The following is a 25,870-nucleotide window of genomic DNA, read 5'->3' as shown; positions in this document are numbered from 1 at the left end:
CACAACTCGGACATTACTTGTCCGAGACGGGTAGGGTGGGGGCATGAAGATGTCGAGCGGGGTCGAGTGGGCGTTGCACAGCTGCGTCACCCTCAGCCAGAGCCACGAACCGGTGCCGGCGGCTCGGCTGGCGGAACTGCACGGCACCCCGCCGGCGTACACGGCCAAGCACCTGCAGGCACTGTCGCGGGCCGGCATCGTCCGCTCCACCATGGGCCAGGTCGGCGGCTACACCCTCACCAGGCCCGCCTCGGAGATCAGCGCCCTGGAGGTGGTGCAGGCCATCGACGGGGACGAGCCCGCGTACCGGTGCGCCGAGATCCGGCAGCGCGGCCCCCTCGGCATCCCCGCCGAACGGTGCTCACGGCCCTGCGCGATCGCCCGAGCCATGGCCGCCGCCCAGGACGCCTGGTCCCACGCGCTCGCCCGGACCTCCATCGCCGACCTGGCCGCCGACATCGACGCCGACAGCGACGGCACCGCCATGCTCGACGTACGCAACTGGCTGACCGCCACCAGGAACTGACCGTCGGGGCCAGACCGTGTCGCGGCGCCGCCGCACGGCGGCCGATGCTCTCGGCTTCACCTGAGGCGCCGAACGGCCGGTGGGGAACCTCCGGCGACGGGCACGCCTCCGCCCGCAGCACGGGCCGCTCCAGCGCGCGCAGGAGGTCCCTGACCCGGCAGGATCCACGCTCGCTGGTTCGTCAGTTTGCGTTCCGGACACATCCAGCGCCTTTTGTACGATGGAGACGTGCCGGACTGGACCTTCCTGACCAACCACGCCCACGTGCTGCTGTGCATCGCCCGCGACCCCGGTGCCCGCATCCGTGACGTGGCCGCCCGCGTCGGCATCACCGAGCGTGCCGCGCAACGCATCCTGGCCGATCTCACCGCCGCCGGATACCTCACAGCCACCCGGGAAGGCCGCCGCAACCGCTACCAGCTCAACCCGACCCTGCCGCTGCGCCACCCCCTCGAGGGCGGCCACCAGATCGGCGAGATCCTCGCCGTTCTCCACCCCGTCGACGCGTCGAGGTCCGGCCCGGCGTCCGGCCCGGCGTCCGGCCCGGCGTCCGGCCCGGCGTCCGGCCCGGCGTCCGGCCAGCAGGCCACGGCCGCGACGGCGACGCACGCCCGCCGGTAGCCGACGGGGGCCGGGCGGCACCGCGGGACGGTCGTCCTGGTGCCGCGTCGGCGTGTCCGCGCGCGGGCGTACCGCCGGCGGCCTCGCCGAAATTGAGGTGAGTACCACAGGGGCGTGGTGCACAGTTGGCAGAGTGATGTCCGATTTTGTGCCTGGTATCGAGTTGTCCCGAGCGTTCTATGCCGAGGCGGTGGCGCCGCTGCTGACCGGTGTCGCGCACAGCGCCGCGTTGATCGGCCCGGGGTCTGAGGTGTTGGAGTTCGACACGGCGCGCTCGGCCGACCATGACTGGGGACCGCGGGTGCTGGTGTTCGCCGAGCCGGGGCGGGTGGCGGCGGTGGAGGCGCGGGTGGCCGTCGGGCTGCCGGAGCGGTTCGGCGGCTTCCCGACGGTGTTCGGCTACCACGGGGTGGTGCGGTCCGGGGTGGTGGTGGCTGAGCTGGGGGCGTGGCTGCGCGAACGGCTCGGCTTCGACCCGTCGAGGGGGGTGTCGCTGCTCGACTGGTTGTCGGTGCCGTGGCAGGGACTGGCCGAGGTGACGCGGGGTGAGGTGTTCCACGACGGGCTGGGCACGCTGGAGGCGGCCCGGTCGGCGCTGCGCTGGTACCCGGACGACGTGTGGCGCTACGTGCTGGCCTGCCAGTGGCGGCGCATCGCGCAGGAGGAGCCGTTCCCCGGCCGGTGCGGCGAGGTGGGCGACGAGCTGGGGTCGGCCGTGGTGGGGGCGCGGCTGACGCGCGAGGTGATGCGGCTGGCGCTGCTGCTGCGCCGCCGCTACCCGCCGTACGCCAAGTGGCTGGGCAGCGCGCTGGCGCGGCTGCCGGGGTCGGCGGAGCTGGGGGAGTCGCTGGAGCGGGCGGTGGCGGCCCGGTCGTGGCGGGAACGGCAGGAGTCGCTCGCGGCCGCGTACGCGCGGCTGGCGGCGCTGCAGAACCGGGTGGCGCTGGCCGAGCCGCTGGACGCGCGGGTGCGCGGCTTCCATGACCGGCCGTTCCCGGTGATCGGCGGTGACCGGTTCGCCGGCGCGCTGCTGGGAGCCGTGTCGGACCCGGTGGTGAAGGGCCTGCCGCTGGTGGGCTGTGTGGACCAGGTGTGCGACAGCGTGGATCTGCTGCTGGAGCCGCGGCGGGCCAGGGCGGTCACCGCGGCGGCGCTCGGGCTCACCGCCTGACGGGCCGTCCTGCTGCGTGCGGCCCGCCCGGCCGGCGTGCGAGCCCGAGCGGCGGGGGTCAGATGGTGAGGCCGGCCACCGTGGTCGCGAGGTCTTCGGCGTGGGCGCGCCAGGCGGGCAGGGTGGCCGGGTCGTCCCTGTGGGTGATGACGAGGCGCGCGCCGTGGCCGGTGCCCTCGGTGAGCTCCCACCGGACCGTGCCCGCGCCGGCGTCGAACTCCAGGAGTTTGCCCGGCTCCGCACGGGTGACCGGGCCGGCCTCGACGCCGGCCGCGGTGAACGGCGCGGGCGGGGGAGCGCCGACCGTGGCCCGGTCGCCGTCCAGGGCCTGCCACACCACGGGCGCGGGCCGGGTGAGCTGCCGTTCGACGCGTACGGTGCCGCCGCGGGCGGTGCCGCCGGACAGGCCGAGAATGGCGACGTAGTGCTCGTGCAGGGCGGCGGTGTCGCCGGGGGCGTGCGGGCGCAGGCCGTCGAGCAGCCGGGACAGGGCGACGAAGCAGGTGTGCCAGCCGGAGGCGAAGCTGGCGGCGCCATGGCGGTCGGCGAAGGTGTGGGTGAAGTCGAGCAGGGTGCCGCCCGTGGTGTCGGGGCTGATCTCCCAGCGCAGCTCGTCGTCGCCCCAGGTGAAGGCGAGCAGGCGGGGCGGGTCGTGCGCGATCACGGTGCCGCCGGGGCCGAACCCGAACCGGACCTGGTCGCCGTCGATGCTCACCTCGGTGGGGAACCACTGGGCGAGGTGCTCGGGCTCGGTGAGCGCGCGCCAGACCTTGGCGGGCGGGTGAGCCAGGCGGCGCTGCATGTGCAGGACGCTGCGGCCGTCGGGCGTGGTGAGCAGGCGCTCGTTCATGCGAGGTCCTCCAAGCTGTCCGGAGCCGGGCCCGCGGCGGTTGCGGGAGCGGTGACCGGGGTGTCCGGGGTGTCGGGCATGGTGTCGAGGTGGCGTTCGAGGCGGTCGAGGCCGGTGGACCACAGCCGCCGGTAGGGGGCGATCCAGGCGTCGATCTCGGCGAGCGGCCCGGGGCGCAGTTCGTACCAGCGGCGCTGGGCGTCCTTGCGTACGGTGACCAGGCCTGCCTCGCGGAGCACACGCAGGTGCTTGGAGGTGCCCGGCTGGGTGAGGCCGAGTCGTTCGGTCAGCTCGCCGACCGGGCGGGGGCGTTCGAGCAGCAGGTCGAGGATCTGCCGGCGGGCGGGGTCCGCGAGCACGTCGAAGCGCATGCCCCCTAATATACCAGTCTGGTTATATAAAGCCAGTGGCATGAAAAGAACCCCCGGCCGGAGTGCCGGCCGGGGGTTCGTGCGCTGGAGGACAGGTCAGCCGGTGAAGCCGACCTGGGTCCAGTCGGGAGCCTTGTAGCCCCAGGGGCCGAAGTTGGCGAGGGTCTTCTTCGTCGCCTGGATGTCGGGGCGCTGGTACAGCGGGATGGTGTGCACCATGTCCCAGATGAGCTTGTCGGCCGCGTTGGCCTTCTCGATGGCCTTGGCCGGGTCCATCTCGCCCACCGTCTCGTCGATCGCCGCGTCCAGGGCCGGGTCGCTGCCCTTGGGGAAGTTGCTCTCGGAGCCGGTCTTGTAGATCTGCGGCAGCGCGCCGATCGGCAGCGGCGTGCCGATCCAGGAGAACGGCACCAGGTCGAAGTCGCCCTTGATGATGAAGTCGGTGAAGAACTTGTCATCGGGGACGGGACGGATGGTCAGCTTGATGCCGACCTCCTTGAGCATCGCCTGGGTGAGCTCGCCCTCGGTCTTGGCGTAGGGGACGCCAGCCGGGACGACGAAGCTCAGCGCGAACTCCTTGCCGTCCTTCTTGCGGACCTCGCCGTCCTGCTTCCAGCCGGCCGCGTCGAGGAGCTGCTTGGCCTTCTCGGGGTTGTACTTGCCGAGGTCGCCGGAGTTGTCGACGTAGCCCTTGTGGTTGTTCATGAAGACGTGGTTGCCGAGCGTCTGCAACGGCCAGTCCATGTCCTTCAGGTCGGACTGGGTGATCACGTCACGGTTGATCGCGTACGCGACGGCGTGCCGGACCGACTTGTCCTTGAGGAACTCGGTCTGGTTGTTGACGGTGATGTGCCGCCAGTTCGGGCTGAGCGCCTTGCGGATGTCGACGTTCGGCACCTCCTTGGCCCGCTTGAGGTCGGCGGGGCTGCCCGGCGGGATCTCCACGGCGTCGAGCTCGCCGTTGGCGAAGGCGTTGACCTGCGCTGCCGGCGTCTCGATCGTCCGGAAGATGATCTTGTCGAGCTTGGCCTTCTTGCCCCACCACTTGTCGTCACGCACGACGGTGAGCGTCTTGGTCCCCTCGTCGATCTTCTCGACCTTGAACGGGCCGGCCGTGACGGGGATCTTCTGCAGGTAGTCCTTCTCGTACTTGTCCGGGTCGCCGTTGGTGGCGGCCGGGATCAGGTGCGGCGAGCGGGACAGCAGGCCCTGCCAGTCGGGGTAGTTCTTGGCGAACGTCATGACGGCGACCTTGTCGGAGTCGCCCTTGGTGACCGACTCGATGCGGTCCCAGCCGTCGGTGGAGGCCGGCTTGTACTTCTTGTTCTTGCCGCTGTTGGCCGTCCACATGGCCTCGACGTCCTTCCACGTGATCGGCGTGCCGTCCGACCACGTGGCCTTGTCGTTGATCGTCCAGGTGACGACCTGCTTGCCCGAGGAGGTGTCCACCTTCGCGTCGGTCAGGAAGTCCGGGTTCGGGGTGAACGTGGCGTTCTCGTCGGCCACCATCATCTGCGGCAGGATCGTGTCGAGCATGTCGGCGGTGTCGGCCTGGTTGCCGTCGACGTGGTTGGGGTTCCACTGGCTGGGCCACTGCCCGACCGCCAGCGTCACCGTGCCGCCGTCCTTGACCTGGTCGTAGGCGACCGGGTTGATGCTGATGGACGGGGTCTCCGCCATCTGCTGCTGCGCCTGCTGCGACTGCTGGGCGCTGGGCTTCTTGGCGTCGCCGCCGCCACCGCCGCAGGCCGCGACGGCCATGGCGAGGACCGCGATCCCCGCTGCCGCCCGGTATCCAACCTTCACTTTTCCTCCTGGTCTCCCGAGGCCGTGATGACCTCGATCTCCTCTGCGTAGTGGCAGGCGGCGCCATGGTCGGCGGCGCTCGCGAGCCGGACAACTGAGGGCTCTTCGTCCACACAGCGCCGCCGCTCGGCCTCACTCAGGCGGGCGAACTTGGGGCAGCGGGTGCGGAACCGGCAACCCGATGGCGGGTCGGCCGGGCTGGGCAGGTCCCCTTCGAGCAGGATCCGCTTACGGGTGCGTTCCATCTCCGGGTCGGGGAGCGGGATCGCCGACAGCAGCGCCTGCGTGTAGGGGTGCGCGGGCCGGTCGTAGACGTTCGCCACCGCGCCGATCTCGGCGATCTTGCCGAGGTACATGACCGCGACCCGGTCGGCCAGGTGCCTGACCACGGCCAGGTCGTGCGCCACGAACAGGTACGACAGTCCCAGCGTGTTCTTCAGCTTCTCCAGCAGGTTGATCACGCCGGCCTGGATGGAGACGTCCAGCGCCGATACCGGCTCGTCCAGCACGAGCAGCTTCGGGTCGAGGGCCAGCGCGCGGGCGATGCCGATGCGCTGGCGCTGCCCGCCGGAGAAGCGCTGCGGGTAGCGTTCGGCGTGCTCGGGCGCCAGCCCGACCAGCGAGAGCAGCTCGGCCACCCGCGCGGCCACGTCCTTGTGGCCGTGCGCGCGCAGCGGTTCGGCGATGATGTCGCCGACCGGCATGCGCGGGTCCAGCGCCGCCATCGGGTCCTGGAAGACGATCTGCAGGTCGCCGCGCAGCGACTTCCTGGCCGCCCGGTCCAGGTGGGCGCTGTCCTTGCCGAGCACCACGACCCGGCCGCCCTGTGGCGGCTCCAGCCGCATGATCTGCTGCAGCGTGGTCGTCTTGCCGCAGCCGGACTCGCCGACCAGGGCGAGCGTCTCGCCCTCGGCGATGTCGAAGCTGATGCCGTCCACCGCGTGCACGGTGCCGACGCGCCGCTTGAACACCGCGCCCTTCATCAGCGGGTAGTGCCGCACCAGCCCGTCCAGCTCCAGCACGGTGGGACGCTGCTCGCGCGGCACCCGGACCACGTCGCTCGGCGGGATGACCGGCACGGGGAACACGTCGGCGCCCGTCAGGCCCTTGTGCTCGATCTCGCGCGAGCGGATGCAGGCCACGTGCCGGCCGCCCCCGATCGGGGTCAGCGGCGGCTCCTCCTCGTCGCAGGAGTCGATGCGCATCGGGCAGCGCGGCGCGAACGGGCAGCCGGGCGGCAGCGCGGCGGGGGAGGGCGGGTTGCCCTCGATGGGCACCAGCGGCCCCTCCTCGCCGTCGATCCGGGGGATCGAGGCCAGCAGCCCCATCGTGTACGGCATGCGCGGCCGGTAGTACAGCTCGTCCACCGGGCCCTGCTCGACGGGCCGGCCCGCGTACATGACGAGCACCCGGTCGGCCATCCCGGCGATCACCCCGAGGTCGTGGGTGATCATCACGATGCCGGCGCCGGTCTCCCGCTGCGCGGTCTTGAGCACCTCCAGCACCTGCGCCTGGATGGTGACGTCCAGAGCGGTGGTCGGCTCGTCGCAGATGAGCAGGTCAGGATCGTTGGCGATGGCCATCGCGATCATGGCGCGCTGGCGCATGCCGCCGGAGAACTCGTGCGGGAAGGACTTGGCCCGCACGTCCGGGTGCGGGATGCCGACCAGGTCGAGCAGCTCGACGGCCCGCTTGGCGGCCTTGTCCTTGGCCATCTTCTGGTGGATGCGGACGGCCTCGGCGATCTGGTCGCCGATGGTGTAGACGGGCGTGAACGCCGACAGCGGATCCTGGAAGATCATGCTGATCGACTTGCCGCGGACCTTGACGAGCTCGTCCTCGTCGACGCCGATCAGCTCGCGGTCGTGCAGCTTGACCGAGCCGCTGACCACGGCGTCGCGCGGCAGCAGCCCCATGATGGCCAGCGACGTGACCGACTTGCCGGAGCCGGACTCGCCGACGATGCCGAGCACCTCGCCGCGGGAGACCTCGTAGCTGACGCCCCGTACGGCCTGGATGTCGCCGGGGAAGGTGACGGTGAGGTCGCGCACCTGAAGGATGCTCATGAGTTGCTCCCCGGGTCGAGGGCGTCGCGCAGGCCGTCGCCGATGAGGTTGATGCTGAGCACCAGCAGCACGAGCAGCCCGGCGGGGAAGGCGAACAGCCACGGGTAGCCGGTGGCGTTGCGTGAGCCCTCGGCGATGAGGGTGCCGAGGGAGACGTCGGGCGGCTGGATGCCGAAGCCGAAGAACGACAGCGCGGCCTCGCCGATGACGGCGGCGCTGACGTTCAGCGTCGCGTCGATGATCAGCAGGGACGACAGGTTGGGCACGATGTGCCGGAAGATGATCTTCCAGCGGGGGATGCCCATGTAGACGGCGGCCAGCACGTACTCCCGCTCGCGCAGCGACAGCGTCATGCTGCGCACGACCCGCGAGGTGATCATCCAGGCGAACGCGGCGAGCAGCACCACGAACCACAGCCAGGTGGCGCCGCGCAGCCGGGGCGAGATGATCGCGATGATGAGGAAGCTGGGCAGCACGAGCAGCAGGTCGACGCCCCACATGAGGAACTTGTCGACCCAGCCGCCGAAGTATCCGGCGAACGCGCCCACCACGGCCGCGAGGCCGGTGGAGATCAGCGCCACGAGCAGGCCGATGATGATGGACTTCTGCATGCCGCGCAGGGTGACGGCGTACATGTCCTGGCCGATGGTGGTGGTGCCCCACCAGTGGTCGGCCGACGGCGGCGACAGGAAGGCCAGGAAGTCCTTGTCGGTCCAGTCGTAGGAGCCGAGGAAGGGGCCGATGTAGGCCAGGGCCACCAGCAGGATCAGGGCGATGGAGCCATAGCGGGCCTGCCTGTTGCGGAACAGGCGTCCGATGACGACTTTGGAGCGCATCTAGCTCACCCGCACACGAGGATCGAGGGCCGCCACCAGCACGTCGGACAGGAAGGCGGCGGTCAGGACGCAGATGGCGGTGAAGAAGGTCACCGCCGCGACGGAGTTGACGTCGTTCTGGTGGATCGAGTCGACCAGCCAGGCGCCCATGCCGTGCCAGGCGAAGATCTTCTCGGTGAAGATGGCTCCGGTGAACATCGTCCCGAACGCGAAGGCGAAGTAGGTGGCCGAGGGGATCAGCGCCGTGCGCAGCGCGTGCTTGGTCAGGGCGGTCCTGCGCCGCAGGCCCTTGGCCATCGCGGTGCGGACGAAGTCCTGGCCCAGCACGTCGAGCATCATGTTGCGCTGGATGCGGCTGTAGAACGCGACCGAGCCGAGGGTGAGCGAGATGGTCGGCAGGATCAGGTGGTTGACCCGGTTGAGCAACTGGTCCCAGCCGCTGAGGCGCGGGTTGTACTCGCCGGTGTACTCGATCAGCGTGAATCCCAGGCCGCGGTTGACGTTGTACGTCGCGATCGCGAGCAGGGTGGCCATCAGGAACACCGGGATCGCCATGATGGCGAACGAGCTGACCCCGACGAACCGGTCGGTGAACCTGTACTGCCTGATCGCCGACAGCGCGCCCAGCGCGACCCCGATGACGAAGCCCAGCACCGTGCCGATGAGCAGCAGTCGCAGGCTGACCCAGATGCGCCGGCCCATCTCGTCGTTGACCGAGCCGCCGTTCCAGGTCTTGCCGAAGTCCCCGGTGACGACGCCCGAGACCCACGTGGCGTACCGCTCGAGGACGGGCGTCTTGTCGTTGAGGTTGTAGGCGTCCAGTGTGGCGTCGATGACGTGCTCGGCGACCGGGGGCTGGCGGCCCTCGTAGGCGGCCCTCGGATTCATGGTGGTCGCGGCGAGCAGGTAAGCCAGGCTTGCTGCGATGGCGACCAGGACCACGTTGATCGCCAACCTGCGTAGCAGGTACTTGCCCATTACCCTCCGTTCGCGTTGACGGGGGCGTGTTGTGCCGGTCGGATGAGGTGCCCCCGCAACGTAAAGGCCGTCTTACGTGCTGAAGAACACTTGACGTGAGTCGACGACCACGCCGCAGAATATCCGGCAAATCGCAAGAGTCAGCAATACACACGACATAACAGTAAGATCACCACGCGGTAGATCATTTAGGTTGCGCATGATCTTCGTGGTGGCTCTGACCAGCGGGAATCCGCGGTCATGCCGGGTGGGGCGGAGCTTGACGCGAGCGGCAGTGTCACAGGATCCGCACACAACCGACGATCGTTCGCGGCATACCTGACAGGGCGTTCCCGGCGGGGGAGAGACCCTTCGGCGCCGTGTCGCCGCGAGGGGTCTTTGCCCAGGTGACCGTGTTCCCCCGTCGTCTCGCGCGGCGAGATCGCCGTCATGCCCCTCCGCCGCGCCCCTCCGCCGCGCCCACTGTCGTGCCCACTGTCGTGCCCACTGTCGTGCCCACTGTCGTGCCCACTGTCGTGCCCACTGTCGTGCCCACTGTCGTGCCCACCCGCCGTGCCCCGGCCCGCCCGTCACGCTGCGTGAGAGGGTCCGGGCCTCTCCGGCCGCCGGAGCCGCCGATGCCGGGGCGCGATCCGCGGATGTCCGGCCGGGGCGTGATCCGCCGTCCGCGAAAAGGGGCGGGAGGCGGATATGCCGACCGCGAACCGGCTGCGCGCCCGGCCCGGCCCGCCCGTACGGTCGGGCCATGACGATGATCGAGTCCTGTGGGATCGCCTACGACGAGGCCGGCCCCATGGCGCGGGCGGCCGGCCTCGCCGATCGGCCGGCCGTGGTGCTCGTGCACGCCGGCGTGGCCGACCGGCGCATGTGGGAGCACCAGTTCCGGGCCCTGTCCGCCGGGCACCGGGTGATCCGCTACGACTGGCGCGGCCACGGCGAGTCGCGCGACCCGGGGCCGGAGGTGTGTCACCACGAGGACCTGCTGGCCGTGCTCGACGCCCTGGAGGTGCGCCGGGCGGTGCTGGTGGGCTGTTCCATGGGCGGCGCCTACGCCGTCGAGGCGGCGCTGGCCGCCCCGCACCGGGTGGCCGGCCTCGCGCTGATCTGCTCGGGCCTTTCGGGGCACCGGTGGCCCGAGGACATGCTGGCCCAGGCGCGTGAGCGCGTCCACAGCTCCGTACCGGCCGACCGGCTGGCCCGCTACCGCGCCGGCTCCGCTGAGCACGTCGATCCGGCCGACGTGCTGGCCATGGCCCGCGCGCACACCCTGTGGCAGGTGGCGGGCCCCGACCGGGGCCGCGCCGATCTGACCGACGAGGTGTGGGAGGCGGCGGTGGAGATGTGCCGGCTGGTGTTCCACCGCATGTGGACGGGCCCGCGCACCACCGAACGCCTCCTCGACCCGCCGGCGGCGGGGCGCCTGCGGGAGATCCAGGCGCCGACCCTGGTGGTCAACGGGCTGTCGGACGTCGCGGGCATCCAGGCGGTCTCGGGCCTGCTGGCCCAGGGCATCCCCGGGGCCCGCCGCCTGGACCTGCCGGACACCGGGCACCTGGCGCCGCTGGAGCGCCCGTCGGAGGTGACGGACGCATTGACCGCCTTCTTGAAATCTACAATGTAAAGGCGTCGGGTCGGGTGAAAACCCATTTCCGCAACCTGCAAACCCCCTTCATCGACCGGTGGCGTTGGCGTGGATCGCCAGCCGGAGGTAGTCCGCCAGCCCCGGGACGATCGCGTCGAAGGTGGCGGTGAACCGGGGGTCGGTCACGTACAGCTCGCCCAGGCACTGGTGGATCTCGTACGAGCACTCGTAGAACCAGCGGCTGATGTGGCCGCGGTGCCGCTCGGCCAGGTCCATCGCCTGCTGTCCGTCGGCCGGCAGGCCCGCCTTGAACGCCGCCGCCAGATCTTCCGTGATCGTCGCCGCTTCGGCCTTCAGATGGAGCCAGTCGGCCTTGGTGTAGGAGGCGACGCGGCGACGGCTCTCGGCGTACTGCCGGGTGTCGCCCCAGCGGCGTTCGACCTCGGCGTCGTGGTCCTCGGGGCGGAAGTCGCCGAACACCTCGAAGCGTTCTTCGGGGGTCAGCCTGATGTTCATGGCGCGGGCCTCCATGGCGCGTTCGACGGCGGCGATCATCTCGCGGATCCGTTCGGACTTGATGCGGAGCAGTTCGTGCTGGCGGCGCAGGTGGGTCAGCTCGTCGCTGTGCGGCTCGTCGAGGATGACGGCGATCTCCTCCAGCGGGAAGCCGAGCTCGCGGTAGAGCAGCACCTGCTGCAGCCGCAGCAGGTCGTCGTCGGTGTAGCGGCGGTAGCCGGCACGGGTGCGCTCGCTGGGGGTGAGCAGGCCGATCTCGTCGTAGTGGTGCAGGGTGCGGACGGTGACGCCGGCCAGGCGGGACACCTGTCCCACGGAGAAGCTCATCCCATCAGCGTGCACCCTCACGTCGCGTGAGGGTCAACGGCTGGACTTTCCCCTGGGGGGAGACCCCATGCTGGACGCGTGGAGGAAGATCTGCTGCCGATCGGGCAGTTCGCGCGTCTGAGCCGGTTGAGCGTCAAGCAGTTGCGGCACTACGACGAGCTGGGGTTGCTGGTGCCGGCCCACGTGGACGCCGATACGGGCTATCGCTACTACCGGCCTTCCCAGGCCCGGGCCGCGTTGTCGATCGGGTTGCTGCGTTCGCTCGACGTGCCGCTGGCCGTGGTCGGTGAGGTGTTGTCGGGTTCGGCGGGTGCGCTCGCGTCGGTGCGTGACGATCTGGAGGCCGAGCTGGCCAGGAGACGCCGCACGCTGGCGTCGCTGGAGTGGGTGATGTCGCAGGGGCTCCCGTCGGCGGCGGTGCGGCTGGTGACGGAGCCGGCGCGCCGGGTGCTCGTGGTGCGGGAGCGGGCGGCTGGTCCCGCCGACCTCGGCCGGGCGACCTCGGCGGGGGTGGCCCGGTTGACGGCTCTGGCGTTCGGGGGCGGCGACGGGCTCGCCGCGCGGCCCGGCGGGTCGTCCGCTGGGCCGTCCGCTGGGTCGGCCGGGGCTGTGGGCGGGCCGGCGGGCGGTGCGGGCGGCGGCGGTCATGGCGGCGGTGATGGTGGGGCCGCGGACGGGGCGGCCGGTGGGGCGAAGGCCTGGGTTGCCGCGCCTGGTCAGGGTTCGCCGGTGCAGCTCGTGGGGTTGTTTCCCGCTGACCTGGACGACCCGATGGAGTTGGCGGTCGCGCTGGTGCTCGCCCCGGGCCTGGTGGGTGCGGTGCCCGGGGGTGCGTCGGTCGAGGTGCTGCCGGGTGGCGTGTTCGCGTCGGCGACGCATGTCGGCCCGTACGACCAGATCTCCCTGACCGCGCACGCGGTGCTGGCGTGGTGTGCCGAGCGACGTCACGAGCCGCGTGGGCCGATCCGCGAGGTGTATGTGTCGAATCCGGCTGTCACTCCGCCTGATCAGCTTGTCACGCATCTCATGATCTGTCTGGAGGAGCGTTGACTCCTCGGCTGGCCTTGCATGGCCGGGTGATCTGCTCCCTTGCTGGGGCGGGTTCAGGGGTGGGTCAGGCCTCTGGGTGGGGTCAGGGGAGGGTGAGGATGCGGGGGCCGTCGTCGGTGATGGCGATGGTGTGCTCGGCGTGGGCGGCGCGGCTGCCGTCGATGCTGTGCAGGGTCCAGCCGTCTGTGGCGGTGCGGTAGCGGCCGTCGCCGCCGGCGATGAACATGGGCTCGATGGCCAGGGTGAGGCCGGGTCTGAGGATGAGGCCTCGGCCGGGGCGGCCGGTGTTGGCGACGTGGGGGTCTTCGTGCATGCGGCGGCCGATGCCGTGTCCGCCGAAGTCGTCGAGCAGGCCGTAGCCGGCGGCGGTGGCGGTGGCGGCGATGGCGTGGCCGATGTCGCCCAGGCGGTTGCCGGGGGCGGCGGCGGCGATGCCTGCTTGCAGGGCGGCTCGGGTGGTGTCGATGAGGGCGGTGTCGGCGGGGTTCGGGTGGCCGACGGTGAGGCTGACGGCGGAGTCTGCGGCCCAGCCGTCGAAGGAGACGCCGAAGTCGACGCTGAGCAGGTCGCCGTCGCGTAGCCGGTGGTGGCTGGGGATGCCGTGGACGACGGCGTCGTTGACGGAGGTGCAGATGACGGCGGGATAGGGGGTGGGGGCGAAGGGTGGCTGGTAGTGGAGGAATGCGGAGGTGGCGCCGGCTTCGTGGATGACGGTGGTGGCGATGTCGTCGAGTTCGGTGAGGCGGGTGCCGGGGGTGGCGTGCTGGGTGACGGCGTGCAGGGCTTGGGCGACGATGCGGCCCGCTTCGCGCATGGCGTCGATTTCGCCGGGTGTCTTGAGTTCGACCATGGCGATAACTATACCGGTATTTCTATCGTGGCTATAGACTGGATCGCATGGTACGACCCCCGCTGACCCTCGAAGAGCGCCTGCGCGGCGAGCAGCTCGGCCGGCTCCTGCGCGAGGCCCGGGGCGGGCGCAGCATCGTCGAGGTCGCCGCGGCCGCGGGCATGTCCGCCGAGACCCTCCGCAAGATCGAGACCGGCCGCATCGCGACGCCCGCCTTCTTCACCATCGCCGCCCTGGCCGACGTGCTCGACGTCTCCCTCGACCGTCTCGCCGTCCACTCCGCCCCGGCTGCCTCCGCCCCCGCCATACCCACCTGATCTCTCACCCAGCCGGGTCGGTGTCGGGCCGGGCGGCGCGCCTGCGTGTCACCAGGCGACGGGGCCGAGGCGATCGATGAAGATCCCGGTCGGTCCGTCGGCGTCGATCGTCGCGAGTCTCACGATCGAGTCGGTGCCCTCGGTGACCGTCAGCCGGCCGGTGTGCCGGTTCATGTCGGTGGCGGCGAAGGCGTGGTTGACGACTTCTCCCGGTGTGGCGAGGTTGAATTTGATCTTCGGGAGTGCCTGGGCGTACCGGACGGTGATCATGTTCAGCGCCGCCTTCGACGAGGTGTAGGCGAGTTCGGGCATCTTCGAGACGGGCTGGTCCGGATCGGTCACGACCGCGAAGGAACCGCCGGCGCTGGAGACCATCACCACCCGCGGATGGTCGGCTGCCTGCAGCAGGGGCAGGAACGCGTGCGTGACCCTGATCGGTCCGTACACGTTGGTGTCGTAGACGGAATGCACCTCCTCGGCCGTCACCTGCGCAGGATGGACGGCCCGTCCCGGCGTGCCGGCGTTGTTGATCAGCACATCCAGTCGATCGGTGTGCTCGCGGACGAGCCGTACGGCGTCGGTCACCGACTCGTCCGAGGTCACGTCCAGCGGGATCATGATCGCTTTCGTGCCGCCGTCGGCCAGCTTGCCGGCCGCTGCCCGTCCTCGCCCCGTGTCGCGGGAGCCGAGGAACACCGTCCAGCCCCGCTCCCCGAGCCGCCTGGCCGCCTCGAAGCCGAGCCCCTTGTTGCCTCCGGTGATCAACACCGTGGTCTGTTCCGCGTTCGTCATGTCCTCTGAGACGAGATGTGCCGATGGGTTGTGACACGGTGTGAGCGGCCTCACATGCGCGGGCTCGTGGCTGGTATCGGCGGCACCTGTGTCCTGCCGGTCGGCCGGCCACGGGCGCCGGGCAGGTCCAGGCGCTGGGCGAGATGCTTGCGGCGCTCGTGGTGCAGACCCACAGCGTGCAGGCCGTGCGGGCGGCGGTGGAGCAGGCCGGCGGGTTCGCCGCGCAACGGTGGGCGTGGTTCGGGGGTGAGGCTCGGCCGCGCCGCCCAGCCCAGCGCGGCGCAGGCCGCCGCCCGCGCCGCGGTCAGCGGGCCGGGGACCAGCGGGCCAGGGGATGATCCTGCGCGACTTGCCGCCGGCCGACTGCTTCGGCGGCTTCTCGGCGCGTTCCAGTGCAACGTGCTCGGCCCTGTGCTCGGCCAGCAGGCGCGAGATCTCCACGCGCACGGTCCGTCACACGTGATCGGGGCCGGCGCCGTGGACATCTGCGGGAACCGCGCCAAAGCCCGCGCCTTTCACCAACACATGGCCACTCACCAAGACATGGCCACGACGCGTCCTTGGTCGCGGGCCGGCCACACGCGCGGATCAGCGTAGGTGCCCGGTGGCGTTCCAGTGACTGTCACGTACGCATCAACGCGCGCTGCGCTGTGCCGCGAGGAGGGGAAGGGTCAGCCAGGTTGTGGGTCGGCGGCGGGGACGTGGGAGTCGTAGAGCCGCTGGAGCAGATGGTTGAGCCGCTTGCGTTCGGTGTCGCTGAGAGTATGGAGGAAATGGTCCTGCTCGGCGGCCGCCGCGTCGGCGACGATGGCCAGGAGGTCGTTCCCCTGTTCGGTGAGGGTGATGATGCGGCGGCGGCGGTCGGTGTTGTCGGGGCGCCGTTCGATGAGGCTCGCGGCTGCCAGCGAGTCCAGGACGAGCACAACGTTGCGTGCGTCCATCGCGACCAGCTCGGCTAGGCGCCGCTGGGAGGCCGGTCCGTGCTGTTTGAGTGCGACCAGGAGGGTGTATTGGCCCTGGGTCAGCTGGTGCTCGTTCAGGAATGCCGTCCAGGAGCGTGCCGTGAGCGAGCCCAGGCGCGCCAACAAGAAGCCGGTGCCGCGTTCGTAGACGGGCCGTGTGCTGCGGTCCTTCATGGACGCAAGACTACCCGTTAGACATGTCACATGTCTTTTGATAGACATGCGACATGTCTATCAAGGTGCGACACTCCACGGTGTCGATCAGCGATCTGTCGCTGCACGTCGTCGAGTCCGGGCCGGCCGAGGGGCGCCCTTTCCTGTTCTTGTACGGCTGGCCGGAGTCGTGGCGGACATGGCTGGGCGTGATGGAGGCCGCAGACGCCGCGCAGACCGGCGTGCGGATCATCGCCATCGACCTGCCCGGCATCGGCGAGTCCACCGGCACAGCCGGCGGCGGCTCGAAACTCCGGTTGGCCGAGACGGTACACGCTCTCGTACGGCACCTTGGCCTCACTGACATGACCCTGGTCGGCCACGACGCCGGCGGGATGGCCGCCTATGCCTACCTGCGGCGGTTCGACGATGTCGAACGGGTCGTCATCATGAACACGATCATCCCCGGCGTCGACCCGTGGAACGAGGTGCTGCGCAACCCCTACATCTGGCATTTCGGCCTGCACGCCGTCCCCCACCTGCCGGAGACCCTCGTCCAGGGACACCAGGCGGAGTACTTCGACTATTTCTACGACGTGCTGTCGGCCGACCCCGGCCGGATCTCCGCCGACACGCGGGCGGCCCACGCCGCCGCGTACGGCGATGATGCGGCGCTCACCGCCGGATTCGACCTTTACCGGGCCTTCCCGCAGGACGCCGTGGACAACGCCGCGTTCGCCGAAGCTGGTGCCGTCGACACGCCGCTGCTGTACGTGCGAGGCGACCGTGAGAGCGGCGACATCGACGCCTACGCACGGGGCTTCCGCGACGCCGGGGTGAGGACACTGGTCACCGCGATGGTGACCGACGCCGGCCACTTCGCGCAGGAGGAGCAATCCGCCGATGTCTGGCGGATCATCCGCGACTTCGCTCACCGCACCGCGAACTGACTGGTACATCGCGTCGACGGGAAGCGTCAACGTAAGTGCCTGTTTTCGATCCCTTGGCCGACGTCGGCCCAGGTCAGGAGTCGCCGATCGGTGGCCTCTTACGTTGGCCGGCCCGCCTGGTAGATCGCCAGCACCTGCTCGGCATCGCCATCGCGCATCGGCCCCCGAGGGGGCGGTGCGGGCCCGCACTGGGCCGCACCCTCGGTCCCGGCCGAGGCCGAACGCCCGCAGCCGATCCACCAGCCATAGGGCGCCACAACGCGAACACGAAACCAGCGACCGAGGTCGCGACATCGGCTCCTGAGCACGCTCTCGGTCTCGACGCAGAACTCGCACCAGCAGTGGATCACCAAGTGGCGGCGGCCAGGCCGGCCGCGCCCACCACCTGCTCGCGGAAGCGGCCGCCCGGCTCCGCGGCCCCTGTCTCGTCTCAGTTGTCAGCTACGTGATCAGATGCACGGGAAGGGCCTTCGGCCGGCACCGCGGCGGGCGCCGGCAGGGGCGAGTCGATCCGGCTGACGACGATTGCCAGGATCGCACCTGCCACGGCTGCGGCGGCGGCGGCGCCGAAGGCGGTGGCGCCGGTGTCGTGGGGGCCGGTGAGCCGGCCGGCGGCGGCGGTGCCCAGGCCGTAGCCGCCCCACATGAAGGTGTTGAGCCAGGCGAAGATCTCGGTGCGGTAGCGAGCGGGGGCATGGTCGGCGAGGAGGGCCGGCACGATGGCGTCGCGCGGCCCGGTCATCAGCCCGACAAGACTGATCAGTATGGCGAGGGTCACGAAGCCGGGCGCCCAGCCCCCGCCGAGCAGGACGGCCGCCTCGGCGAGTGAGAGCACGACGAGCAGGCGCCCGCCGGTGATGGGCCAGGCCCGCGCCCCGTACCCAAGGGTGCCGAGGAGGGCGCCGGCCGACAGCAGGCCCATCAGCACGCCGGCGGAGGCGGCGGAGCCGAAGGTGGTTGCCGAGGCGACCGTGGCGATGCGCAAGCAGCCGAAGGTGAAGGTGCCCAGGGCGGCGATGGTCAGCAGCAGGAGGGTACGCCGGTGGGTGAGCGGCCCGGCCAGGCGGAGCCTGCCCGGTGGGGTGGGTGCTGCTTGCCGTACCGCGGCGGACACCAGGAGGAGCGCGGTGCCGAGCAGGATGGCGGCGCCGGCGGCGGTCACCACGCCGTGGGCCGGAACGGCCAGGGTCAGGACCGGCACGAGCAGGGGGCCGGCGATGAACGTCAGCTCGTTGACGGCGTTGTCGATCGCGTAGGCGGCGGGCAGGGAGGCGGCGGGGACGAGGCGTGGCCAGGAGCTTCTGATGACTGATCCGGCGGGCGGGGTGGTGGCGCCGAGCAGTACTGCGGCGCCGATCATCAGGGCGGGTGGGGCGAGGAGGAGGAGCGTGTAGGCGAGGGCGTGGGTGGCCAGGTAGCCGGTCAGGGCCGGGCGGGGGCCGTACCGGTCGGCGATGCGCCCGCCGAGAGGCGCGCACAGGGCCAGGGCCAGTGCGTGTCCGGTGAGTACGAGGCCGGCGGTGGCGTAGGAGCCGAGCCTGTCGACGGCGTCCAGCAGCAAGGCGAGGCTGAGCACGGGCGTGCCCAGCTTGACAATGAGCCCGATGACGAGCAGGTGAGGGACGCCTGGTTGGGCGAGCAGGCGGCGATAGGGCGCGAACATGGCGACTCCGTTACCATCTAGCTGGATTACGCCTATGACATAACAGAGAGGTGTTACCAGTCAAATGGAGATAGCCTGTAACGTGACGCGGCAGGCGCCGCTGATCGCCGAGCTGGTCAACCTGGCCACGGCGCACTGGCGGGGCGGCGCCTCGGTGCGGCCGCTGGCAGGTGAGGACCTGACGACGACGTTCGCCGCCCAGCTCGGCGAGCGCACGGGTGCGGCCCTGCGTGCGGTCCCGGACGCGGGGCGGCACCTGGCCGAGCTGGCCACCGAGCTGCGTCAGGCGCTCCTGGCCGAGCGGCCGGCGGACCAGGCCGCCCGCATCAACGCCATGATCGGCAGGTACGGGGCGCAGCCGTACCTGGTGGAGGATGTCGGCCAGCCGTTCCACCTTCATTTCCATGGGTCGGGCGGCACTCAGGTGGAGGCCCTGGGCGGCGAGTTCGCTACGGCGCTGGCCCTCATCGTGGACGGCTACGGCCCAGATCGCTTCGGGGTGTGCGAGGCGCATCAGTGCGAGGCTGTCTACATCGACCTGACCCGCAACGCCTCGCGCCGCTACTGCAGCGCGGCATGTACGGCTCGCGCCAAGACCGCCGCCTACCGCAGCCGCCGCCACGCCTGATCAAGCCTTGTAGTACTCGCGCATGAGACGGGATGCCCAGGCCGGTTGCCGTACCGGGTCGGCGGGCGCGAATTCGACCAGGTACGGCTTGATGTCCAGCACGGGGGTGCCGTCCAGAGCGTCCAGGTCGGCCACATACAGGTCGCGACCGTCGACGGCCATCAGCCGGCACACCGAGACGCCGAGCCGGTTGGGCCTGTACGGCCCGCGGTGCGCGAACACGCCGACGAGCGGGCCGTCGGGATTCTTGCGCGGCGGCCGGGGCCGGCCCTGCGCGTCCGCCTCGTCGATCCGGTCGAACTGGAAGACGATCTCCAGGTGAGAGAACTCCTGCAGGCCCTGCAGGGCTGATGCCTCGAGGTGGTCGTCGAGTCGAATGACGGCCTTGGTGTTGTACCAGTTGTCCTCGAACATCTCGGACCGTCCGCCAAGGACGCGGGCAACGGGACTCAGGATGACGCCGTCCATCACGAGTCTTCCCCTGTGGAGCAGAGTTGAGCGCGAAGGGTCTCGCCGACCCACCGCTCCCAGCGCTCGCGCGTCCACCCGCGCCCGCGAACGAGCAGCAGGTACAGCTCGGGGCTGAGCAGGCCGTACAGCAGGTCGGCGGCCTCCGCCACCGGGACCTCCGTCCGCGCGCCGGGCTTGCCGACGAGGGCCTCGGCCGCTTTCTCCTGGACCACATACCGCGGATCGACGTCGTGGGGCCACAGCGCGGCCACCTCGGGATCGCTCGCGCACGCTTCGTCCAGCACCTTGCCGATCGGCGCGACGCGCTCCAGGACCGAGGTCGTCCCCGCGACGTAGGCGTGCAGCATGTCGCGGGCGGTGCCGGCCGCGAGGGCCTCGACGTACCACGGCCGGTCCATCGTCGCCACCGGCTCATCGTCGCCTGCGATCGTCACGTCGACCAGTTCCTTCAGCAGGGTGCGCTTGTTGCCGAAGACGAAGTAGATCGTCTGCACGGCGACCCCGGCTTTCGTGGCGACGTCCTGCAGATTCGTCGCGCCGTAGCCGTTCAACACGAACAGCTCCAGTGCCGCTTCGAGGATGCGCCTGCGCGTCTCCTGCGCCTTCTGGGCCCGTTTGCCGGCCCGCTTGACATCGCTCATGGCTAGAGTCTATCTCTAGTTTCATTCACTAGAAACCAACTCTAGAGAGCAGGTCCAGTCATGCCGGTCATCACCGTCACCCGTTTCAAGGCCGACCCCGCGGACGCCGAGCAGGTTCAGGCCCGGCACGCCGCCCTGGTCGCCGCCATCAGAGCCACTCAGTCCGGCCTCACCGAGGCGCGCCTCGGCCGGCTGAACGACGAGACGTGGGTCGGCGTCTGGCGCTGGGACTCAGCGGCCAGCCTGCGGGCGGCCCGCCAGGCCGTACCCGGCGACGCCGCGGCCACCCAGGCGTTCGCCCTGACGCGCGAGGCCGCCGTCGACGACATCGACGTCCTGGACGAGCACTGATGCCCGCCCCGGCCCCGCGAAGGGGCCGGGACCACCCCGATCGAGGAGATGACATGATCGAGATAGAGGCGCTGACCAAGGTCTACGGCACGGCGCGGGTCCGGGCGGTCGACGAGGTGTCCCTGCGCGTCGGCGCCGGATCGGTGTTCGGCTTCCTGGGCCCCAACGGCGCCGGCAAGACCACCACCATCAAGATGCTGGCCGGGTTGCTGATCCCCACCTCGGGCCGGGTGAGACTGGCCGGTTTCGACGTGGCCCGGCAGCGTTCGGCGGCGATGGCACAGCTCGGCGCGGTGCTGGAAGGTTCGCGCAACGTCTACTGGAGCCTGTCGGCCTGGCAGAACCTGATGTACTTCGGCCGCCTCAAGGGCCTGCGCAAGGCGCGGGTCGCCGAGCGCGCCGAGGATCTGCTGACCGATCTCGGCCTGTGGAAGCGGCGCAATGACAAGGTGGGTGGATTCTCCCGGGGCATGCAGCAGAAGGTCGCGATCGCCGTGGCGCTGATCTCCGAACCACCGATCGTGCTGCTGGACGAACCGACACTCGGCCTGGATGTCGAGGCCACCCGCACCGTCAAGCAGTGGATCACCGAGCAGGCCCGCGAGCTCGGCACCACCGTCCTGCTCACCACCCACCAGCTGGATGTCGCCCAGGAGCTGTGCGACCGGGTGGCCGTCATGCGCCAGGGGCGGCTCGTGGCGGACCTGCCCACGCGTGAGCTGCTTGCGGGCTTCCGCGAACGTGACCGGTACGAGATCCGCGTCGAGGGAGCGGCGCCGCCCGGCTTCGACGCCGTCACCCGCGAGGGCGTCACCACGATGAGCGTGCGGGTGCGCGATCCACGTGAGGTGTACGACGTGGTCGAGCGGCTCCGCGCGCAGGGAGCCGTCCTGGAGTCGCTGACCCAGGTGCAGCCCGATCTGGAGGACGTATTCCTGACCCTGGTGAACGAGCCGACCGATGCATGAGGTCCTGCGCGCGGAGATCGGCAAGGGCCTGCGGGTTCAGCTCGCCCACCCGGTCGGACATGTGATCACGTTGCTGATCAGCACGATGATGTACCTGGGACTGCAGTTCGTCCTGGGACAGGGCGAACTCCGCCAGGATGTGCTGCCTCAGACCCTCGTCGCGATCGGCGGCTACTGGTTCCTGCAGTACGCCGGCCTGGTGATGGTGGCCGACCTCATCGAGGAGAGACGGGCCGGCACCTTCGCCCAGGCGCAGATGACCACGGCGCCGCCGTGGCTGCCGATGCTCGGCCGGCTGATCACTTCCTCGGTGTTCGGGCTGGCCGTGGCCGGCGTCGCCGCCGTCGTGCCGATGCTGGTGGCGGGGATCACGGTTCCCCTGCGTTGGGCGGCGCTCCTGCCCGCGGTGCTGCTGGGGATCAACGCGCTGGCCTTCACGTTCCTGATGGCCGCCCTCGCCCTGGTCTCCCCGATGGTCGGCGCCCTGCAGTCGCTGTTCACCTCGCTGGTCCTGTTGCTCAACGGCTCGTTCCTGCCGCTGGCGCTGTATCCGGACTGGCTGGCAGTGGCGGCCAGAGTCCTGCCCACCACGCTGGGCGTCGAGGCGCTCGCCCAGGCCCTCTTCGAGGGCCGGAGCCTGGCCCGGCTCTGGAGCGGCGGCACCCTGCCCTGGCTCCTCGCCCACACCCTCGCGCTCACCGTCGTCGCCGGCCTCCTCTTCGTCCGTAACCACCGCCGAGCCCTGCAGGAGGCGTCATGACCTTCGCCCGCGGCTTCGCCGCCGAAGTCCGCAAGGGCCTGCTCAACCTGCTCGCCGGCTGGCGCCAGGTCCTCGTCCAGATGATCACGTTTCCGCTGTTCTACCTGCTTATCGTGCTGTTCATGGGACGCGGGCAGCTGCGCGCTGACCTGCTACTGCCGGTGCTCCTCGGCATGGTGGCGCTGACCTTCATCCACGAGCAGGTCAACCGGGTGTTCTGGAGCTACCTGGGCGACATCCAGTCCGGCGTGCTCGAACAGACCTACCTGACCCCGCTGCCCTCTGCCGCGAGCATCCTCGGCCGTCAGGTCGCCGCCGTGATCTCCGCCGTACCCACCGCGCTGGCCGTCCTGGTCACCGGTGCCGTCGCCATCACCGTCCAGGGCGGGCCACTGCCCTTCGACGCGCAGATGATCGTACCGTTGGCCGCCATCGTGCTGGGCACCTGCGGACTCGCGCTCATCCTGTGCGGGCTGACCCTGGTGTTCAAACGCATCGAGATCATTACCCAGCTGTCCGTGGCCCTCTACGCCATCGCCGGCGGCACCCTGGTCCCTCTGGCCGCCCTGCCCGACCCGATCGCCTTCCTCAGCCGACTCCTGGTCCCCATCGCGCCCGGCATCGAGGCGATGCGCGACATCCTGCTCGGCGGGCACTCTCTGACGACTCTCCCCACTGGCTGGGGTCTCGGCTGGCTGCTGGCCCAACCGCTACTCATCACGACCGCCGGGGTCGTCCTGTTCAACCGGCTCGAAAACCTCGCCCGGCACCGTGGCACCCTCGCCCGCTACTAGTGGTGGGCGACAGGTCGCGGTCCAGCACCGGCTGCACGAGCGGACGCAGCGCGAGCGCGTCGGCCGTGCCGATGAGGTGGATCGTCGAGCGCATGAGGGCGATCCGCACCACCCGGCTCCGGAAGCCGTCGCGAGACCGACCACGAGATTGACCACGAGATTGACCACGGGATTGACGGGGTGGCCGGCCGCCGGAGCAGGCAAGAGCCGCCTGCCGCCGAATGGCGGGGCAGCCCCGCCCGAGTCACGCAGCTGGTCACAGTCCTCACGGGGGAGGACCGCGACCAGCAATGACGCGGCTGACCTAGCCGGGGTGCTCGCTGGAGGACTCCACCGTCTGCTTGAAGATGCTCAGGCCGTGGTCCATTCCGGCGCCCATCGGGATGGCGAGGTCGTCCGGTCGCACGTCGTGGATCCAGACGAACCGGCTGCCGCCGTCACCATGCGGGACGACCTGCATCGAGGCGTTGTCGTGTTCCGGCTGCATGGTGCCGCCGATGACCGAGAAGACGAGCCGGCGCGGCTCATCGTCGAGCGCGATGAGCCGCTCCCGCAGCACCATTCCGTCAGCGAACGTGACGACCCTGACGTCCGGTTCGTCCTCGTCGAGCCGGCTGTCGGTGACGAAGCCCGGCGCCATCCGGACGGGCCCGTCGGTGAAGTCACTGATGATCGCCCACACGGCCGTGGGGTCGGCATCGATGATGATCTCTTTGTGCACGGAGGCCATATCTGTCTCTTCTGTAGTGGTGGGAACTGGTGTCGCGCGGTGGTGGGTGCGTCTATGCGGCGACGACGCAGAACTGGTTGCCCTCGGGGTCGGCCAGCACGACCCAGCCGTCGAAGCGCCGCACTTCACTCGCGCCAAGGGCCCGAATTCGGCCGACCTCGCCTGCCAGGTCATCAGTGGACAGGTCCAGGTGCAGCCGGTTCTTGCCTTCCCGGCCCTCGGGCACGGCCTGCAGCGACAGGCCCACGCCCCTCTTGTTCGCGTCCTCCAGGTAGATGGCGCCTTCGTCCGAGGACGCGACCTGGTATCCGGTGACGGCCTGCCAGAAGGCGGTGCTGCCGGCCAAGTCGTTCGTGTCGATGCAGATGTTGCCGATGCTGATGCTCACCAGCGATTCCTTTTCATCTAACTGACGTACCAATTACGTCGGTTAAGTAACCTACCATCGCCGATGGCCGGGTAGGCTGCGAGACGTGATGGATGAGCGTGCTGCCGAGCCCGTGCCGGACAACCTCGAAGCGGGGACGGCGCCGATGCCGCTGCGCGTGATCGAGGAGTTCATCAACACCCGCCGCCGGGACGGCGACGAGATCGCAACCCCGCAACAGCTGGCGATGTGGTTGCACGCCCGCGGCCTGATATCGGCTGGCACGGTGGTGAACGCCGAACAGCGCGACCGTGCCGAACGGATCCGCGAGGGACTACGCGCGCTGATCGCCGAGAACAACACCGAGCCGGTCTCCAGCCCGCGCCCGGACGGCCTCAACCCCGCCGCCCGTGCCGAACTCGCCGACCTCACTCGCGACTTCCCGCTGGTGCTCGACGTGACCGCCTCCCCGCCCCGGTTGGTCGCCCATGCCCAGGTGCCGGTGGAGGCGGCGCTGGCCAGGCTGCTCGCCGTCGTGGCCGAGGCCGTGGCCGAAGGCACGTGGACACGGCTGAAAGCCTGCCGGGAGCCGAGCTGCCGATGGGCCTACTATGACCACTCCCGCAATCGGCGCCGGACCTGGTGCTCCATGGACATCTGCGGGAACCGCGCCAAAGCCCGCGCCTCTCACCACCGCAAGTCCGCCGCGCCCTCGACCACAAGCCGGCCGACAAACCGATAACCCGCGCCGTTGGCCGTGCGCCGGCCGAGACCGCGCTTGACAGCCCAGAACTCCTCTAGCTCCAGCGAGCCGCCCCTCAGCTTGGTCAGTGGGTACGGCGGCGGGGTGCCAGGACCTCGGTGATCTTGACGATGGCTTCGGCGCCGGGTACATGGGACCGGTGGCGGACGCCTGGGCCGTCGACCGCGAACTGAGACAGGCACGCCCACCCACGGAACAGCCGAGGAGATCCTCACCCTGAACCCCGGTCGACGGGCCACCACCGGGTCAGCGGCCTGCCCGGTTCCTGCCGTCGCCGGGCTTCGTCAAGCCTGGCGACGCTCGCGGCGCCGGCGAGGCCGCGCACCGTGGCGAGCTCGCCGGCGTACCGGCCGCTGGGCTCCGCCGCCGACGCCGCCGAGGACGCCGACGCCGAGGACGCCGTGCGGGACGCGTTCCTGCACCGGCAGGCCGCCGACCATGTCTCGAGGCCGGTCAACCCCGTCGCCGACGACCAGCATGCGCCCGCCTCCACCCTGCCCGCTGCCCGCCCTCGCGGCGCTGCCGGCCTCGGTCCGGAGCGCCCGCCCACGCCGCGGCGGCACACACCGGTCAGGCGGATCTCCGGGCGAGGTCCTCCAGTACGGCGACCGCCCGCGCCGCGCTCTCGTACGGCACGAAGAGGTGGTCGTGGCGCAGGCCGGCGACCACGTTGCAGCTCAGCCCGGCGTCGGCGAGTTCCCGGGCGAAGGCGGCGGTGAGGCCCACCGCCTCCAGCGCCGAGTGGACGCGCAACGTGATCCAGCCCGCCACATAGTCGTACGCCAGTCCGGCAGCGTCAGCCTCGTCCTGCCGTATCACCAGGGTGAGGCCCTCCTCCTCGGCGACCGTGACGACGGGGGTGACGCCGGTCGGCACCTCCGCGCCCGCCGTGGTGAACACGTACCGGCCCGGGTTCAGCCGCGGACTCATGCCGCCGAGGAGCTTGCGCAGGTCGCTCTCGCCCGTCATGAGCAGCACCCTACGCGCGCTCCAGGGCCGGGCGCGTGGCA

General features: G+C 70.5%; 30 protein-coding genes. 13 read left to right on the top strand and 17 right to left on the bottom strand.

Translation table 11 applies throughout. The features are described from left to right. Positions 1 to 43: 43 nt before the first annotated feature. The 3 genes from CXR44_RS30370 (at position 44) to CXR44_RS30360 (ending at position 2,318) form a co-directional block, all read left to right on the top strand. Positions 44 to 526, top strand: a complete 483-nt coding sequence (locus CXR44_RS30370) for an RrF2 family transcriptional regulator (RefSeq protein ID WP_101789580.1) — start codon at positions 44 to 46, stop codon at positions 524 to 526. Between the two features lie 228 nt (positions 527 to 754). After that, positions 755 to 1,147, top strand: coding sequence for a helix-turn-helix transcriptional regulator (locus CXR44_RS30365; RefSeq protein WP_101789579.1), 393 nt, complete (start codon positions 755 to 757; stop codon positions 1,145 to 1,147). Positions 1,148 to 1,310: 163 nt separating this feature from the next. Further along, positions 1,311 to 2,318 (top strand): DUF4037 domain-containing protein, encoded by a 1,008-nt coding sequence (locus CXR44_RS30360; RefSeq protein ID WP_245899577.1) that lies wholly within the window; start codon positions 1,311 to 1,313, stop codon positions 2,316 to 2,318. Positions 2,319 to 2,376: 58 nt separating this feature from the next. Here the strand turns inward: CXR44_RS30360 and CXR44_RS30355 are convergent, their stop codons facing one another. From CXR44_RS30355 to CXR44_RS30330, 6 genes are all read right to left on the bottom strand, one after another. Then, positions 2,377 to 3,168, bottom strand: coding sequence for an SRPBCC family protein (locus CXR44_RS30355; protein ID WP_101789577.1), 792 nt, complete (start codon positions 3,166 to 3,168; stop codon positions 2,377 to 2,379). Further along, entirely contained in the window at positions 3,165 to 3,539 is a 375-nt protein-coding gene (locus tag CXR44_RS30350) for an ArsR/SmtB family transcription factor (RefSeq protein ID WP_101789576.1), read from the bottom strand. Before CXR44_RS30350 ends, CXR44_RS30355 begins: the two co-directional genes overlap by 4 nt. A 96-nt stretch (positions 3,540 to 3,635) precedes the next feature. Continuing rightward, positions 3,636 to 5,345 carry an ABC transporter family substrate-binding protein gene (locus tag CXR44_RS30345; RefSeq protein WP_101789575.1) on the bottom strand — a complete coding sequence of 570 codons (1,710 nt, stop codon included), beginning with the start codon at positions 5,343 to 5,345 and terminating at the stop codon, positions 3,636 to 3,638. Continuing rightward, positions 5,342 to 7,411, bottom strand: a complete 2,070-nt coding sequence (locus tag CXR44_RS30340) for an ABC transporter ATP-binding protein (RefSeq protein WP_101789574.1) — start codon at positions 7,409 to 7,411, stop codon at positions 5,342 to 5,344. The genes CXR44_RS30345 and CXR44_RS30340 overlap by 4 nt, the downstream gene beginning before the upstream one ends. After that, on the bottom strand, positions 7,408 to 8,247 hold the full coding sequence (locus CXR44_RS30335) for an ABC transporter permease (RefSeq protein ID WP_101789573.1): 840 nt from the start codon (positions 8,245 to 8,247) through the stop codon (positions 7,408 to 7,410). Before CXR44_RS30335 ends, CXR44_RS30340 begins: the two co-directional genes overlap by 4 nt. Then, positions 8,248 to 9,225 carry an ABC transporter permease gene (locus tag CXR44_RS30330; protein WP_101789572.1) on the bottom strand — a complete coding sequence of 326 codons (978 nt, stop codon included), beginning with the start codon at positions 9,223 to 9,225 and terminating at the stop codon, positions 8,248 to 8,250. Between the two features lie 745 nt (positions 9,226 to 9,970). Between CXR44_RS30330 and CXR44_RS30325 the strand changes: the two genes are divergently transcribed. Next, positions 9,971 to 10,846: an alpha/beta fold hydrolase gene (locus tag CXR44_RS30325; RefSeq protein ID WP_101789571.1), complete on the top strand. Its 876-nt coding sequence runs from the start codon at positions 9,971 to 9,973 to the stop codon at positions 10,844 to 10,846. A 48-nt stretch (positions 10,847 to 10,894) separates the two neighbouring features. On the opposite strand, the gene CXR44_RS30320 is transcribed toward CXR44_RS30325, so the two are convergent. Beyond that, positions 10,895 to 11,650 carry a MerR family transcriptional regulator gene (locus CXR44_RS30320; protein ID WP_101789570.1) on the bottom strand — a complete coding sequence of 252 codons (756 nt, stop codon included), beginning with the start codon at positions 11,648 to 11,650 and terminating at the stop codon, positions 10,895 to 10,897. Between the two features lie 78 nt (positions 11,651 to 11,728). Here CXR44_RS30320 and CXR44_RS41255 point away from each other — a divergent pair, with 78 nt between their 5' ends. After that, a complete protein-coding gene (locus CXR44_RS41255) occupies positions 11,729 to 12,700 on the top strand; it encodes a MerR family transcriptional regulator (RefSeq protein WP_101789569.1) in 972 nt (323 codons plus the stop codon). A gap of 82 nt (positions 12,701 to 12,782) precedes the next feature. Here CXR44_RS41255 and map read toward each other — a convergent pair whose 3' ends face one another. Continuing rightward, positions 12,783 to 13,550: a type I methionyl aminopeptidase gene (gene map, locus CXR44_RS30310; RefSeq protein WP_101789568.1), complete on the bottom strand. Its 768-nt coding sequence runs from the start codon at positions 13,548 to 13,550 to the stop codon at positions 12,783 to 12,785. A gap of 47 nt (positions 13,551 to 13,597) precedes the next feature. Between map and CXR44_RS30305 the strand changes: the two genes are divergently transcribed. After that, on the top strand, positions 13,598 to 13,867 hold the full coding sequence (locus CXR44_RS30305) for a helix-turn-helix domain-containing protein (RefSeq protein WP_101789567.1): 270 nt from the start codon (positions 13,598 to 13,600) through the stop codon (positions 13,865 to 13,867). Positions 13,868 to 13,915: 48 nt separating this feature from the next. On the opposite strand, the gene CXR44_RS30300 is transcribed toward CXR44_RS30305, so the two are convergent. Then, positions 13,916 to 14,659 (bottom strand): SDR family NAD(P)-dependent oxidoreductase, encoded by a 744-nt coding sequence (locus tag CXR44_RS30300; protein WP_101789566.1) that lies wholly within the window; start codon positions 14,657 to 14,659, stop codon positions 13,916 to 13,918. A gap of 671 nt (positions 14,660 to 15,330) precedes the next feature. Next, on the bottom strand, positions 15,331 to 15,795 hold the full coding sequence (locus CXR44_RS30295) for a MarR family winged helix-turn-helix transcriptional regulator (protein ID WP_180903774.1): 465 nt from the start codon (positions 15,793 to 15,795) through the stop codon (positions 15,331 to 15,333). Positions 15,796 to 15,848: 53 nt separating this feature from the next. On the opposite strand from CXR44_RS30295, the gene CXR44_RS30290 reads away from it, so the two are divergent. Further along, positions 15,849 to 16,724, top strand: a complete 876-nt coding sequence (locus CXR44_RS30290; protein WP_101789564.1) for an alpha/beta fold hydrolase — start codon at positions 15,849 to 15,851, stop codon at positions 16,722 to 16,724. Between the two features lie 430 nt (positions 16,725 to 17,154). Here CXR44_RS30290 and CXR44_RS30285 read toward each other — a convergent pair whose 3' ends face one another. Beyond that, the gene (locus tag CXR44_RS30285) at positions 17,155 to 18,387 is read right to left on the bottom strand and encodes an MFS transporter (protein WP_101789563.1); all 1,233 of its coding nucleotides are present in this window, start codon (positions 18,385 to 18,387) and stop codon (positions 17,155 to 17,157) included. 64 nt (positions 18,388 to 18,451) lie between these two features. On the opposite strand from CXR44_RS30285, the gene CXR44_RS30280 reads away from it, so the two are divergent. Further along, on the top strand, positions 18,452 to 19,015 hold the full coding sequence (locus CXR44_RS30280) for a CGNR zinc finger domain-containing protein (protein ID WP_101789562.1): 564 nt from the start codon (positions 18,452 to 18,454) through the stop codon (positions 19,013 to 19,015). Here CXR44_RS30280 and CXR44_RS30275 read toward each other — a convergent pair whose 3' ends face one another. Together CXR44_RS30275 and CXR44_RS30270 are read right to left on the bottom strand one after the other, a co-directional pair. Further along, positions 19,016 to 19,483 carry an SAM-dependent methyltransferase gene (locus tag CXR44_RS30275; protein WP_101789561.1) on the bottom strand — a complete coding sequence of 156 codons (468 nt, stop codon included), beginning with the start codon at positions 19,481 to 19,483 and terminating at the stop codon, positions 19,016 to 19,018. It lies immediately after the preceding gene. Then, entirely contained in the window at positions 19,483 to 20,127 is a 645-nt protein-coding gene (locus CXR44_RS30270) for a TetR/AcrR family transcriptional regulator (protein WP_101789560.1), read from the bottom strand. The genes CXR44_RS30275 and CXR44_RS30270 overlap by 1 nt, the downstream gene beginning before the upstream one ends. A gap of 60 nt (positions 20,128 to 20,187) precedes the next feature. On the opposite strand from CXR44_RS30270, the gene CXR44_RS30265 reads away from it, so the two are divergent. Genes CXR44_RS30265 through CXR44_RS30250 form a run of 4 tightly spaced genes read left to right on the top strand, consistent with a single transcriptional unit; the run spans position 20,188 to position 23,000 of the window. Continuing rightward, positions 20,188 to 20,478 (top strand): antibiotic biosynthesis monooxygenase, encoded by a 291-nt coding sequence (locus tag CXR44_RS30265; protein ID WP_101789559.1) that lies wholly within the window; start codon positions 20,188 to 20,190, stop codon positions 20,476 to 20,478. Between the two features lie 53 nt (positions 20,479 to 20,531). Further along, entirely contained in the window at positions 20,532 to 21,446 is a 915-nt protein-coding gene (locus CXR44_RS30260; RefSeq protein WP_101789558.1) for an ABC transporter ATP-binding protein, read from the top strand. Next, positions 21,439 to 22,206 carry an ABC transporter permease gene (locus CXR44_RS30255; protein WP_101789557.1) on the top strand — a complete coding sequence of 256 codons (768 nt, stop codon included), beginning with the start codon at positions 21,439 to 21,441 and terminating at the stop codon, positions 22,204 to 22,206. Before CXR44_RS30260 ends, CXR44_RS30255 begins: the two co-directional genes overlap by 8 nt. Beyond that, positions 22,203 to 23,000 carry an ABC transporter permease gene (locus CXR44_RS30250; RefSeq protein ID WP_101789556.1) on the top strand — a complete coding sequence of 266 codons (798 nt, stop codon included), beginning with the start codon at positions 22,203 to 22,205 and terminating at the stop codon, positions 22,998 to 23,000. The genes CXR44_RS30255 and CXR44_RS30250 overlap by 4 nt, the downstream gene beginning before the upstream one ends. Here the strand turns inward: CXR44_RS30250 and CXR44_RS42260 are convergent. The 3 genes from CXR44_RS42260 to CXR44_RS30240 form a co-directional block, all read right to left on the bottom strand. Further along, positions 22,948 to 23,109 (bottom strand): hypothetical protein, encoded by a 162-nt coding sequence (locus CXR44_RS42260; RefSeq protein ID WP_425437457.1) that lies wholly within the window; start codon positions 23,107 to 23,109, stop codon positions 22,948 to 22,950. The two genes, CXR44_RS30250 and CXR44_RS42260, sit on opposite strands and share 53 nt — an antisense overlap. A 195-nt stretch (positions 23,110 to 23,304) precedes the next feature. Then, complete coding sequence (locus tag CXR44_RS30245) at positions 23,305 to 23,730, bottom strand: SRPBCC family protein (protein ID WP_101789555.1); 426 nt, start codon at positions 23,728 to 23,730, stop codon at positions 23,305 to 23,307. Between the two features lie 52 nt (positions 23,731 to 23,782). After that, a complete protein-coding gene (locus CXR44_RS30240) occupies positions 23,783 to 24,118 on the bottom strand; it encodes a VOC family protein (protein ID WP_101789554.1) in 336 nt (111 codons plus the stop codon). Positions 24,119 to 24,230: 112 nt separating this feature from the next. Here CXR44_RS30240 and CXR44_RS30235 point away from each other — a divergent pair, with 112 nt between their 5' ends. Next, positions 24,231 to 24,839: a CGNR zinc finger domain-containing protein gene (locus CXR44_RS30235; protein ID WP_245899575.1), complete on the top strand. Its 609-nt coding sequence runs from the start codon at positions 24,231 to 24,233 to the stop codon at positions 24,837 to 24,839. 591 nt (positions 24,840 to 25,430) lie between these two features. Here the strand turns inward: CXR44_RS30235 and CXR44_RS30225 are convergent. Further along, on the bottom strand, positions 25,431 to 25,829 hold the full coding sequence (locus CXR44_RS30225; protein WP_101789685.1) for an ACT domain-containing protein: 399 nt from the start codon (positions 25,827 to 25,829) through the stop codon (positions 25,431 to 25,433). Positions 25,830 to 25,870 lie beyond the last annotated feature (41 nt).

Origin of the sequence: Nonomuraea indica, from assembly GCF_002850745.1 — a bacterium.
In the GTDB taxonomy this organism is placed as follows: domain Bacteria; phylum Actinomycetota; class Actinomycetes; order Streptosporangiales; family Streptosporangiaceae; genus Nonomuraea; species Nonomuraea indica.
This window is presented reverse-complemented; position numbering and strand designations above follow the sequence as displayed.

Excerpts from the sequence above, each read along its gene's own strand:
- CXR44_RS30325 (WP_101789571.1), top strand. The coding sequence starts at position 9,971 with ATGACGATGATCGAGTCCTGTGGGATCGCCTACGACGAGGCCGGCCCC.
- CXR44_RS30245 (WP_101789555.1), bottom strand. The coding sequence starts at position 23,730 with ATGGCCTCCGTGCACAAAGAGATCATCATCGATGCCGACCCCACGGCC.
- CXR44_RS30300 (WP_101789566.1), bottom strand. The coding sequence starts at position 14,659 with ATGACGAACGCGGAACAGACCACGGTGTTGATCACCGGAGGCAACAAG.
- CXR44_RS30255 (WP_101789557.1), top strand. The coding sequence starts at position 21,439 with ATGCATGAGGTCCTGCGCGCGGAGATCGGCAAGGGCCTGCGGGTTCAG.
- CXR44_RS30340 (WP_101789574.1), bottom strand. The coding sequence starts at position 7,411 with ATGAGCATCCTTCAGGTGCGCGACCTCACCGTCACCTTCCCCGGCGAC.
- CXR44_RS30275 (WP_101789561.1), bottom strand. The coding sequence starts at position 19,483 with ATGGACGGCGTCATCCTGAGTCCCGTTGCCCGCGTCCTTGGCGGACGG.
- CXR44_RS30355 (WP_101789577.1), bottom strand. The coding sequence starts at position 3,168 with ATGAACGAGCGCCTGCTCACCACGCCCGACGGCCGCAGCGTCCTGCAC.
- CXR44_RS30270 (WP_101789560.1), bottom strand. The coding sequence starts at position 20,127 with ATGAGCGATGTCAAGCGGGCCGGCAAACGGGCCCAGAAGGCGCAGGAG.
- CXR44_RS30320 (WP_101789570.1), bottom strand. The coding sequence starts at position 11,650 with ATGAGCTTCTCCGTGGGACAGGTGTCCCGCCTGGCCGGCGTCACCGTC.
- map (WP_101789568.1), bottom strand. The coding sequence starts at position 13,550 with ATGGTCGAACTCAAGACACCCGGCGAAATCGACGCCATGCGCGAAGCG.
- CXR44_RS30350 (WP_101789576.1), bottom strand. The coding sequence starts at position 3,539 with ATGCGCTTCGACGTGCTCGCGGACCCCGCCCGCCGGCAGATCCTCGAC.
- CXR44_RS30250 (WP_101789556.1), top strand. The coding sequence starts at position 22,203 with ATGACCTTCGCCCGCGGCTTCGCCGCCGAAGTCCGCAAGGGCCTGCTC.
- CXR44_RS30280 (WP_101789562.1), top strand. The coding sequence starts at position 18,452 with ATGGAGATAGCCTGTAACGTGACGCGGCAGGCGCCGCTGATCGCCGAG.
- CXR44_RS30305 (WP_101789567.1), top strand. The coding sequence starts at position 13,598 with ATGGTACGACCCCCGCTGACCCTCGAAGAGCGCCTGCGCGGCGAGCAG.
- CXR44_RS30285 (WP_101789563.1), bottom strand. The coding sequence starts at position 18,387 with ATGTTCGCGCCCTATCGCCGCCTGCTCGCCCAACCAGGCGTCCCTCAC.
- CXR44_RS30370 (WP_101789580.1), top strand. The coding sequence starts at position 44 with ATGAAGATGTCGAGCGGGGTCGAGTGGGCGTTGCACAGCTGCGTCACC.
- CXR44_RS30260 (WP_101789558.1), top strand. The coding sequence starts at position 20,532 with ATGATCGAGATAGAGGCGCTGACCAAGGTCTACGGCACGGCGCGGGTC.
- CXR44_RS30290 (WP_101789564.1), top strand. The coding sequence starts at position 15,849 with ATGTCTATCAAGGTGCGACACTCCACGGTGTCGATCAGCGATCTGTCG.
- CXR44_RS30265 (WP_101789559.1), top strand. The coding sequence starts at position 20,188 with ATGCCGGTCATCACCGTCACCCGTTTCAAGGCCGACCCCGCGGACGCC.
- CXR44_RS30225 (WP_101789685.1), bottom strand. The coding sequence starts at position 25,829 with ATGACGGGCGAGAGCGACCTGCGCAAGCTCCTCGGCGGCATGAGTCCG.
- CXR44_RS30330 (WP_101789572.1), bottom strand. The coding sequence starts at position 9,225 with ATGGGCAAGTACCTGCTACGCAGGTTGGCGATCAACGTGGTCCTGGTC.
- CXR44_RS30335 (WP_101789573.1), bottom strand. The coding sequence starts at position 8,247 with ATGCGCTCCAAAGTCGTCATCGGACGCCTGTTCCGCAACAGGCAGGCC.
- CXR44_RS30295 (WP_180903774.1), bottom strand. The coding sequence starts at position 15,795 with ATGAAGGACCGCAGCACACGGCCCGTCTACGAACGCGGCACCGGCTTC.